At 61.1% G+C, this 9,205-nt stretch carries 8 protein-coding genes; 6 read left to right on the top strand and 2 right to left on the bottom strand.

Features of this window, described 5'->3' with window-relative positions:
- Window positions 1–7: 7 nt before the first annotated feature.
- Complete coding sequence (locus KTT_RS22885; protein WP_126598588.1) at window positions 8–1,867, top strand: FAD-binding oxidoreductase; 1,860 nt, start codon at window positions 8–10, stop codon at window positions 1,865–1,867.
- A gap of 57 nt (window positions 1,868–1,924) precedes the next feature.
- On the opposite strand, the gene KTT_RS22890 is transcribed toward KTT_RS22885, so the two are convergent.
- Window positions 1,925–2,149 (bottom strand): MbtH family protein, encoded by a 225-nt coding sequence (locus tag KTT_RS22890; protein ID WP_126598590.1) that lies wholly within the window; start codon window positions 2,147–2,149, stop codon window positions 1,925–1,927.
- A 35-nt stretch (window positions 2,150–2,184) separates the two neighbouring features.
- Window positions 2,185–2,961 carry a thioesterase II family protein gene (locus KTT_RS22895; protein ID WP_126598593.1) on the bottom strand — a complete coding sequence of 259 codons (777 nt, stop codon included), beginning with the start codon at window positions 2,959–2,961 and terminating at the stop codon, window positions 2,185–2,187.
- A gap of 334 nt (window positions 2,962–3,295) precedes the next feature.
- Here KTT_RS22895 and KTT_RS22900 point away from each other — a divergent pair, with 334 nt between their 5' ends.
- The 5 genes from KTT_RS22900 (at window position 3,296) to KTT_RS22920 (ending at window position 9,204) form a co-directional block, all read left to right on the top strand.
- Complete coding sequence (locus KTT_RS22900) at window positions 3,296–3,691, top strand: VOC family protein (protein WP_126598595.1); 396 nt, start codon at window positions 3,296–3,298, stop codon at window positions 3,689–3,691.
- A gap of 19 nt (window positions 3,692–3,710) precedes the next feature.
- Window positions 3,711–5,456 carry an HAD-IIIC family phosphatase gene (locus tag KTT_RS22905; protein ID WP_126598597.1) on the top strand — a complete coding sequence of 582 codons (1,746 nt, stop codon included), beginning with the start codon at window positions 3,711–3,713 and terminating at the stop codon, window positions 5,454–5,456.
- Window positions 5,434–5,667 (top strand): acyl carrier protein, encoded by a 234-nt coding sequence (locus tag KTT_RS22910; protein ID WP_126598599.1) that lies wholly within the window; start codon window positions 5,434–5,436, stop codon window positions 5,665–5,667. The genes KTT_RS22905 and KTT_RS22910 overlap by 23 nt, the downstream gene beginning before the upstream one ends.
- A gap of 73 nt (window positions 5,668–5,740) precedes the next feature.
- Entirely contained in the window at window positions 5,741–7,111 is a 1,371-nt protein-coding gene (locus tag KTT_RS22915; protein WP_126598601.1) for an MFS transporter, read from the top strand.
- Between the two features lie 116 nt (window positions 7,112–7,227).
- Window positions 7,228–9,204, top strand: a complete 1,977-nt coding sequence (locus KTT_RS22920; protein WP_126598603.1) for a methylaspartate mutase subunit E — start codon at window positions 7,228–7,230, stop codon at window positions 9,202–9,204.
- Window position 9,205 lies beyond the last annotated feature (1 nt).

Here is a 9,205-nt window from a genome sequence, read left to right on the forward strand (position 1 = left end):
GATATCCATGGGGATCCATCCTGAATTTATCCGGAAAATGCGCTCCGCGTTGCCGGCGGAGGTGCTTTCTGTCACTGGCGAAGAGCTGCAGGCGAGCGCGCGCGACTTCTGGTCGCAGCAGAGTCTGCCGGGCGCGCTGGTGCGGCCCACGCGGATCGAGCATGTGATCCAGACCATGCGCTGCGCATCGGCCTATGGCGTGCCGGTTATCCCACGGGCGGCGGGCACCAATATCTGTGAGGGCTTCCACTCCTCTCCCGACGCGCTCATCCTGGACATGCGGCAATTCAAACGCATCAAGCAGATCGATGCTGAGGGCTTGTGGGCCGTGGTTGAGCCTGGAGTGATCAACGGCGCTTTGCAGGCGCAGGTCAGGCCACATGGTCTCTTTTTTCCGCCTGATCCGGCCTCGGCGCAGATCTCGACCATCGGGGGCAACATCGCCACCAACGCTGGCGGCCCTCAGTGCTTAAAATACGGCGTGACGACGCATCATGTGCAGGAGCTCACCGCTGTTCTGGCCGATGGATCGGTGGCGCACCTGAAGGCCAGCGCGACCGGGCCTGATCTGCGTGGCCTGCTGATAGGCTCGGAGGGCACCCTGGCCGTGATTACCGAGGCTGTCGTCGACCTGGCACCTTTACCCGAGATCACGCATACTGTGCTGGCAATTTTCGACCGGGCCGAAACGGCCACGCACGCCGTCTCGGCCATCATTCGCGCCGGCATCACCCCGACGGCGCTGGAGTTCTTTGATCATCGGGCCGCCCGGCTGTTTGAAAGCGTTCGCCCTTCAGGGTATCCGCTGGACGCCGAGGCTCTCCTGCTGATTGACGTCGCGGGCAATGGCGCTGAGGTCGAGGCTGAGCGAGCGCAGATCGAGAAGTTGCTGCGTGGCGAGGCGCGCGAACTGCGCCTCGCCAGGAGTCCTCAGGAGCGCTCCCTGCTCTGGCAGGGACGCATCTTTGGCGCCCAGGCGCTGCTCACCACCGGGCGCGCTTTCTACATCGCGGATACGACCGTGCCTCGTCAGCGCATTCACGACATGCTATATGCCGCCCAGGAGATTGCCCGGACTCATCAGCTCGACCTGATGACCACGGGTCACGCCGGCGATGGCAATATCCACCCCGTCTTTCAGTATGATCGGCATGATCCCCGCCAGGTCGAGACCGTACGCAAGGCGTGCGACGAACTGGTCCTGGCGGCCCTGGAACTGGGTGGCACCCTGACTGGCGAGCACGGGATTGGCGCTGAGAAGCGCAAGCATATGCATCTGCGCTTCACCCAGGCTGAACTGGCCGCCCAGCGCGCCCTGAAGGACGCCTTTGATCCCGACCAGATCCTGAATCCGGGCATCCTCCTTCCCGAACCTGTTGTTGCCGAGCCACCCCTCCCGATCTTGCGTCAGCGTCTACGCGACTGTGTCGCGGCCTGCCGCAGTGGAGAAGATGCATCCTCCGCGCGCGCGTATGCGTATGATCCACCTGGCGCCCAAAAACAGGGTGGGGCGAGTATGCAGATCAACGCTGATAACCTGACCTGTACGGCCTCCGCGCACGTGCAACTGCCCCTGTTGCAGGCACGCCTGGCCGAACAGGGGCTCCACGCCGATCTGACCGTGGCTACGCACCACGAGCAGACGCTGAGTCAGCTATTGCAGGACGACACAGCTCGGCCGGGCGTGCTCGGGCATCTGCTGGCCCTCAAGGCAACGCTGCCCGATGGTGCCAGCGTGCGTTTTGGCAGCGAAAACGTCAAGGATGTGGCGGGCTACGACATGAAGCATCTCTTTATCGGGAGCGGCGACCACTTTGGTCGCGTAGAGGAAATAACTCTGCAGGTTGCTCCACTTCCCCATGAATAACATAACAGGAGCTCCTGGCCGAGGACCAGGCCATGGTTCAGGAGCTCATCGGCGCGCTTATTCGCTCAGGGACGCCTGCTCCATGTGTTTGCGCAGGCTGAGGGGGCGCATATCCACCCAGACCTGCTGGATATAGGCGAGGCACTCGGCTTTCGGGCCGCTCTTGCCGGCGTCCCTCCATCCAGCGGGATTCTCGCGGTCGAGGGGCCAGATGGAATATTGCTCTTCGTGGTTGACGACCACCTTGTAAAGGGTGGTATCTTCTTTCTCATCCTGGGACATGGGCTCGCTCCTTTTCCTTCAAAGTATAAAGAAAACTAGGCATCCGGCAGTTGCTGGATGGTGCGGGTAAGATCCTGAGTCAGCCGTTGCAGGAGTTGAGGGCGGGCAGACTGCAGGAAGAAGTGGTCGCCCGGAAAGACCTGCGCGGCAAAGGTGCCGCTGGTCATCTCTGACCACCCGGCCAGTTCAGCTGGTAGCACGGCGGGATCATCGGCACCGCTAAAGGCGGCGATCGGACAGCTCAGGGGCGCCGCCGGCGTATACGTATACGTCTCGCAGACCGCGAAGTCGGCGCGCAAGAGCGGCAGCACCAGGCGCATGACGTCTGGATTTTGCAACACCTCCTCGCGGGTCCCGTTGCGCTGACGCAACTCGGCCGCGAAGTCGGCGTCGGGCAACATGTGGGCCGGGGTGAAGCGGTCGGGCAACTGGGGCGCGCGATGACCACTCACAAAGAGTATGGCCGGCTCGATATTGTGCAGTGAGCGTAACTGCCGACTGAGCTCGAAGGCCATCAACGCACCCAGGCAGTGACCAAAGAAGGCGAACGGCCGGTCGAGATAGGGCAGCAGGGCCTCTCTGGCCGCAGCAACGAGCGGGACGAGATCGGTATATGGGTCCTCGCGCAGCCGGCGCTCACGGCCCGGCAACTGGACAGGGCGCAGATCAACCTCGGAGGGAAGCTCGCGCGACCAGCTGCGAAAGACGGAGGCACCCCCGCCCGCGTAGGGAAAACAAAACAGGCGTAGCTTTGCTTGCGGATATGTGCCTGGCCAGGGGAGCCAGGGATTGGCCCTGGTGCTATCAATCATGTCCTATCCTTGCTGTATCAGTAAATGTCGATGGAACCGAGAAGCCTTTTATCTCACACGCACAGACCACATTTGCGCAATCGTACGTATTTTACTGCCAGGTATGCAACGCACCAATCAACGGAGATGGCGATGACAACTCTATGGCCAGATGCGGTGTGTCTATCTTGAAACAACTGTAACTATGATTTCAGTGATTCATTAACCTATTGACAGCTATATTATTCTTCAATATAATACTGCATTATGTCAAGCTATTAGCAAGTCTGGTTGCTTCTCTTGTGCGGTATTGTATTTGTGTAAATAGCACAGGAGGCTGCTAGAAAGGATACACATGAGGTTACATCATGTAGGTATCGTTGTAGATAGCATCGACGAGAAAGCGCCCCTCTATCGTCGCGTGGTGCCAATTGGTTTCCCTTCTGAAATCATTCACGACGAGGTACAGCGGGTGCGCGTTGCTTTCGCAGATGCCGGAAACAACGTAGCGTTGGAATTTATTGAGCCCGATGACGAGGATTCGCCGGTTGCTCGTGCCTTACGCCAGGGGGCCAGCCTCCATCATTTATGTTATGAGGTAGAGGATCTTGAGCAGGCGGTTGCTCAGGCGCGGTCCGCGGGTGCGCTCGTCGTCTGCGAACCGGTTCCGGCTCGCGCCTTCCAGGGAAGGCGCATCGCATTTATTTATTCGCCTGTAGGCGGTCTCACCGAGTTCGTTGAGGCTCGTTAATTTTGCGCGGGGAGCATACATGACGATGCAGATCGCTTTGCTCAGTTCCTTTAACGCTGATCTTTTTCCTCCCTGGCTGTCCAGGTTTCTACGCGAGGAAAATCAGTTCCAGGCGACCTTTTATGTCAGTGGCTTCGGTCAATATCAGCAGGACATCCTTGATCCCTCCTCAAATCTGTATCAGGCGCACCCGGATATCGTTATCTTATTGCTTGATAGTCAGGATCTATTTGCCGATCTCCTGCAGAAGCCATTCTACTATCCTCCTGAGGCTCGGCGGATGCTTGTGGAGCGCGAGCTCGCGCATCTGCGCCACATGATTGAATTGATCGACGCCAATCTCCCCGCCAGTATTCTCCTGCTCAACACGCTTGTTGCTCCACCGACCACCGCGCTCGGTCTGCTCGAACACAATTCCCCCTACTCCATTCGCGCCGCCATCTCCCAGTACAATGCCGGGCTGATTGAGCTTGTTCAGCGGGGTGAACGCATGTACGTGGTGGACTGCGAGGCGCTGGCGCTGGAGCTAGGCTGGCAGGTATGGAACGATGAACGGATGTGGCTGCTGGGACGCATGCGGCTGAGCCGGCGCGCGCTGGAGCATGTGGCGCGCCGCTATGGCGCGACGATCAAGGCCATCTATGGCGCCCCCAAAAAAGTGCTGGCCCTGGACGCTGATCAGACGCTGTGGGGGGGCTCGATCGGGACCGATGGCCTCTCTGGCATCCAGATCGGGCACGAGGGCGTCGGCCTGGCCTATCGCCAGTTCCAGCAAGAACTGCTGACCCTCCACCGGCGCGGCATCCTGCTGGCGCTGGTCAGCAAGAACAATCCTGAAGATGTGGCCGAGGTGCTCGACACGCATCCAGGGATGCTGCTGAGGCGTGAGCACTTCGCGGCCCTGCGCGTCAATTGGGAGGACAAGGCCAGCAACCTGCGCCAGATCGCCCAGGAGCTGCAGCTGGGCCTGGAGAGCTTCGTCTTTATGGATGATAGTCCCGTTGAGTGTGCATGGGTTCAGGACCAGCTGCCCGATGTACAGGTTATCAGGATGCCAAATGAGCCTGCCGAAGCGGTACGGGTACTGCGCGAATCGAACGCCTTCGCGACCCTGACGCTGACCGATGAGGATCTGGAGCGCGGGCACTACTATCACCAGCAGCGGCAGCGGCGCGAGCAGCAGCACGCGGCCAGCTCGCTGGAAGAGTTCTATGCCTCGCTGGAGATGCGGGCGCTGATAGAGCCCGTGACGTCCGCCACGCTGGCCCGCGCCGCGCAGCTCACGCAGAAGACCAACCAGTTTAATCTGACGACGCGCCGCTATAGCGAGTCCGCGGTACGGGCCTTCGCCGAAGGGAGCGCGAGCGACGTCTATACCCTGACCCTGCGCGATCGCTACGGCGACAACGGCCTGGTTGGCGTCGCCATCATGTGCTGGGAAGGTGAGAACGCGCGCATCGAGACCCTGCTGCTGAGCTGTCGGGTGATGGGCCGCACCGTTGAAACGGCCCTGCTGGCCTTTCTGGCCACCGCCGCGCGCGAACATGGCGCGCGCTATCTCGTTGGCGAGTTCCTGCCAACACCCAAAAACGCACCGGTGCGCGACCTCTATCCACGCCACGGCTTCCTGCCGCTGGAAGGAGAAGAGGCCGGACGCTGGTGGCGTCATGACCTGCACGCGGCCCAGACTCCATTGGTCGCGCCCCCTTATATCACCCTTGAAGTTTCCACGGAGGTAGAGCATGTCACAAACGCAACTGATTAAGATTGCCGCCCAGGTTTTTCAGGTTCCCGAAGCGAGCCTGAGCATGGAGACCGGCATGGGAGATATCGATGCCTGGGATTCGTTGGGCCATCTGCGCCTGATGATGGAGATCGAGCAGGAGTATGGTGTGCGCTTCTCTACCGAACAACTGCGCCTGCTTACCAGCCTATCTGAGATCCAGCAAGCCCTTCTGATTGAGGAGCGCCACTGAGCGCCTTCCTCGATCATTGATAGATACTATTTTTTGCTCTTTGATTGTTTGATGGAGAGAGGTATCGACAGTTATGGGTCAAGCTATAACAGGCGCCACACGCTATCCACGCGCATTACAGTCCCGTCCCTTCGCTCTGCTCTGGCTGGGACAGGCCATATCCGCGCTGGGCGATGGAACGTTCTACATCGCCTTATCCTGGCAGGTGCTGGTGCTGACCGGTTCGGGCACCGCCATCGCCGGCGTGCTCGTCGCCGGCACGATCCCGCGCATCCTGTTCTTCCTGATTGGCGGAGTGGCGGCCGATCGCCTGCCGCGCCGGCTGGTGTTGCTGTATTCTGATACTGTGCGCGCCGTCATTGTCCTGGTCATCGCCCTGCTCGGCTGGGCGCACCTGCTGCAGATGTGGCACCTGGTCGCCCTGGCACTCTTATTTGGCGTGGTCGACGGCTTCTTCAATCCCGCCTACCAGGCGATTATCCCGCAGCTGGTGGAGAAGGACGCGCTCGCATCGGCCAACTCGCTGACCGGCATCAGTCAGAAGGTCGGACTCATCCTTGGCTCCGCGCTGGCCGCCGGTAGCATCACCTTATTTTCCAATCCCGCCAGCGCCTTCGCCTTCAACGGCGCCACCTTTGTTTTTTCCGCGCTCTGTATCATCCTGCTGCGGCTGCCCGAGCGGGCCAATCGCGCGATGGTGGAGCAGCCACACGTCGCTGTGCCGACCGAGCTTGAAAACGTGGCGGGCGAGCAGGAAGGCATGGCCGTGCCGACCGCGCAGGAGAGCGCCGCCCCGGCGGCCCCCACGGGTATGATGGGGCATATGCGTAGCCTCTTTAAAGACGCGGGCGAGGGATTTCGCTATGTGCTGCAATCGCCCTGGTTACGCATCATCATCCCCATCTCGGCATTATGCAATATCGTCGTCTCAGGGCCCAGCCAGGTCGCGAGCCCCAAACTGGTCCATGACTCATACGCGGCGGGCGCCTGGCTGCTGGGCACGCTGGTGATGGCCAACTCGATCGGCGCCACGGTCGCCATGCTGCTGGTGGGGCAGATGCCGCCGAAGCGGCAGCGCGGCATAGCCCTCTTTATCGGCCTGATCGGCCTTAGCGTCGCCATGGTCGTGTTTGGACTGCCGCTACCCCATAGCTGGGAGCCGATAGTGGCGACGCTGGCCGCCCTGCTCGGTGGCGGCTGCCTCGGTTTCTTCTCGATCATCTGGATCACCCTCCTGCAGGAGAAGGTTCCCGGTGATAAGCTGGGGCGTGTCAGCAGTATCGATATGCTTGGCTCGTTCGCCCTGCTGCCGGTCGGCTACGCCCTCGTCGGCGTGCTGACCGATCTGCTTGGAGCGTCAATGGTCTTCTTCGCCGGGGGCGTCCTGTGCTTCGTGCTCTGCCTGATCGCCCTCAGCTCCAAATCCGTGCGCGAATTACAATAGGTGCCGCTCCCGTAGGTGCCGGGCTTGCCCCGGCTTTGGGCTTGCTCCGCAATAAAGCCGGGGCAAGCCCGGCACCTACTTTCGTTTATGGGATAAGAGAAAGAGAATAACAATCTGTGCGTGAACAGCATTCGATCCTTCTGGCGGGTATTGGTGGCGACTCGCACTCGGTTGGCCTGACGATCCTGCGGCAGTCGCTGTCGCTGAACGGCTTCAACGTCGTGTACCGGGGTATTCAAAGTCAGCTAGAGGACCTGTTCAGTCTCGCTGGCCTCTTTAATGTGGTGATGCTCTCCAATATGGATGGGCATGCCGCCTATTATCTGCAGCGCTTTCCCGAGCTGAAGCGGCGCTACCCCTGCGAGGGGACGCGCTGGTATCTCGGTGGCAACCTGCACATCGGCGATTCGAGCGACAATGAGCGCCTCAAGTACAGGTTTAGCGAGATGGGCTTCGACCGCGTGTTCGTCCGCTTTGTGGAGATTGAGCATGTGCTGGCCACGCTTGAGGCCGACCTGGCTGGTCATGAACCCAGGTCGACCGCCTGTCTGGAACAGGATGCCGGCCTCCACTATTTTGGGAGCCAGCTCTTAAACGTCTCGGACGAAAAGCTTGAGCCTACGGACTGGCAGCGAGCGCGCCGCGCTGTGCTGGAGCGCTGGAAGAACGGGCAGCAGGCCCGCGACCTGGCCGCCAACGCCGAGTTCCTGGCGCGCCAGCCCTCCTTCGCCGACGCGCAGGCGCGGATTCAGGCGCGCCGGCTGTCACCGCTGATGCAGCCGCGCTGCGGCGTGGCCCGCGTGGAGCGGCAGATCGAGCTGTTCAGCGCCTTTAAGCGCGCCGGCGTGCAGGTCCTTTCCTACCAGGTGGATTCCCTGACCAGGAACGAGGCCTACGGCAAGATCGAGGAGTCCCTGCGCTACCTGGCGCGCCACCGGGAAGAGGACGGCAGCTTGAACGGCTTCCCGGTGGTCAACCACGGGGTCCCGGTTCTGCGCCAGGTCAGCGCGCGGCTCAAGGTGCCCCTGCAGACGCGGCACAGCACCCGCGATCCACGCCTGCTGGCCGAGATCTCGTACGCCGGTGGCGTCACCTCATTTGAAGGGGGGTGCATCTGCTACAACATCCCCTACTACAAGGACTACCCGCTGCAGGAATCGATCAGGAACTGGCAATATGTTGACTATCTGACCGGACTCTATTACAGCGAATTTGGGATCAAGCTGGATCGCGAGTTCTTTGGGGTCCTGACCGGCACGCTGATCCCGCCCTGCCTGGCGATCCTCACCAATGTGCTGGAGTCCCTGCTGGCGGCGGCTCAGGGCGTCAAATGTCTCAGCCTGGGCTACGCGGAGCAGGGCAATCGCGCGCAGGATATAGCCGCCGTGCGCGTGTTGGGCCGGGTCGCCCGCCAGGTGCTCGACCACGCCGGCCACAGCGATGTCCAGGTGAATACGGTCTTTAGCCAGTACATGGCGGCCTTCCCGCAGGATGTCCAGCGCGCCCAGGAGCTTATCTACCAGTCCGCCATCACCGCGACCCTGGCGCGTGCGACCCGCATCATCATCAAAACGCCCGTCGAGGCATACAAGATACCCGCGCTGACAGATAATCTGCTGGGTATCGGATTGGTGGCTCAGGGGATAAGCAGCGCCGTGTCCGTGGCGATCGATGAGGAGCGTGTGCGGCAGGAAGAGGAGCTCATCACGCGCGAGTTCCAGGCCCTCTTTGAGAGCGTCATGTTCTGCGGGCATGGCTCGCTGACGAAGGGGATTGTAGAAGCCTTTCATCGTGGCTACATCGATATTCCGTTCGCGCCCAGCCTCTACAACAAAGGAAAAGTGATGACCGCGCGCGACGCCACAGGGGCGATTCGCTTCCTCTCCTGCGGCGAGCTGGCGCTGGACAAGGAGATCCAGGACTTTCATCGCGAGAAGATGCGGGAGCGGCGCGCCGCCGAGGGCGTGCTGGATGAGCGCCAGGGGTATCTTCTCGTGGAACGTGATGTCTTGCGCATTACCCGGAACCAGTTTGCCTCCTGGCCGCTGGACGGCGCGCCCATGGAGGCCAGCGGACTGCTGGTAGATAGATAAG

This window comes from Dictyobacter aurantiacus (assembly GCF_003967515.1).
Taxonomy (GTDB): Bacteria; Chloroflexota; Ktedonobacteria; order Ktedonobacterales; family Ktedonobacteraceae; genus Dictyobacter; species Dictyobacter aurantiacus.